At 73.6% G+C, this 1,550-nt stretch carries 2 protein-coding genes; both read right to left on the reverse strand.

From position 1 onward, the window contains the following. The coding region (locus tag E1289_RS37525) for a peptidoglycan-binding protein (RefSeq protein ID WP_243713487.1) at positions 1-1,125 on the reverse strand (1,125 nt) is incomplete at its 3' end. Beyond that, positions 1,122-1,550 (reverse strand): hypothetical protein (locus tag E1289_RS37530; protein ID WP_207929421.1); only part of this gene is annotated, 429 nt, incomplete at its 5' end. The genes E1289_RS37525 and E1289_RS37530, both read right to left, overlap by 4 nt.

A 1,550-nucleotide genomic window follows, 5' to 3' on the forward strand; every position in this document is an offset into this window, starting at 1 on the left:
GCCGGTGCCCCAGTGCCGCTCGACGAGCGCGCCCATCGCCGCGACGGCCGCCGGGTTGTGCGCGTAGTCGACCAGGACGGGGTTGCCGCCGATCCGGTACACGCAGCCCCGGCCCGGGTTGTGCGTGGGGGGGTCGAACGTGCGCAGCGCGCGCGCCCCGGCCTCCACCGGGACGAGCCGCCGCCCGGCCCCGTCCACGACCTCGACCCCGAAACCGCCCTCCCGCAGCGCCAGCAACGCCTCCACGGGCACCGACAGGACGTCCGTCCTCCGCTCGCTCTCCAGCGCCACGCGCACGGGCGCCTCGTCCAGCCGCCCCGTCTCCGCGTCCCCCAGCGAGATCTCGACATCGACGGTGGTCTTCTCGTCCTGCCCCGACCCGCTGCTCTGCGCGACCCTGCCGACCTCGGTGATCTTCCCAGTGACCGTCTTGCCCCCGGGAAGCTCCACCTCGACGGCCGCGCCCTCCTTGGCCAGGTCCTGCTTGTCGGCGTCCAGATCGACCTGTACGACCCGCCGGGTCCCGGCCACCGTCAGGACCGGCTGCCCCTGGACGGCCCGCTTCCCCTCGGGCGCCTTGACCTCCCGCACCAGCGCGGCCCCGCCCAGGAACACCACGTGCTCCGGCCCTACCGTTCCGGTCTCCGCAAGCCCCCGCCCGTCCTGCCACTCCCGCACGGCGGCCTCGGTCGCCGCGGTGAACTCCCCGTCCACGGTCATGCCGCCATGCCCGAGGGCGCGCAGATTGTTTTCGAGCTGCCGGACGTCCTTGCCCGAGTCCCCGACCCCGAGCGTGCGGTACATGGGACCGCCGCCGTACATGAGCGTGACCGGCTTCCCTGCGACCCGCAGCAGCGTCTCCCCCCGCTGCACAGTCGCTCCCTGCTCCGGCGCCCACGTCACCACACCCGACGCTCCCGCCCACACCTCACGGACGCCGCTATAGGTGAGGCTCCCGTCGACCGTCTCGGTGTCCACGACATCACCCCGGCGCACCTCTGCCGTGGCCAGCCGCGTCTCCTGCCCGGCCGCCGCCTCCCGGCCGTCCGCCGTCAGGGCCAGCACACCCCCGCCCGCGACCACCACCAGCCCGGCGACACCCCCGACCACCACCAGCCGCCTCACTTCCCGGCCCCTGGCAGGTCGAGCCGGCACTTCTCCCGGGCCTTCTCCAGCGCGCCCCGGTCGATGTCCCCCTCCGGAAGCCTGAACTCTCCATCCGGCCCCGGATCGGGAATGTTCACCCCGTTCTCTCTCATGCACTGCGCGAACTCGACGTACCGGTCACGCACCTCGGGGTCTTTCAGATCGGGCATCGCCCCGCCGGCCTGAAGCCACGTCCGGCACTTCTCCAGCGCCGCCTGCAGCCTCTTCCGATCGGTCCCCTCTCCCAGCCGCGCGGCCCCCGCGTCCCCGGCGCCCGGATCGGGGACGTCCACCCCGTTCTCCCGCATGCACTGCGCGAACTTCAACCGCGCGTCCTCCGGAGAAACCGACTCACCGGGCGACGCCGACGCCCCAGCCCCACCGGCACTGGCCACCCCACCTGT

The organism is Actinomadura sp. 6K520, assembly GCF_004349245.1.
GTDB lineage: Bacteria > Actinomycetota > Actinomycetes > Streptosporangiales > Streptosporangiaceae > Spirillospora.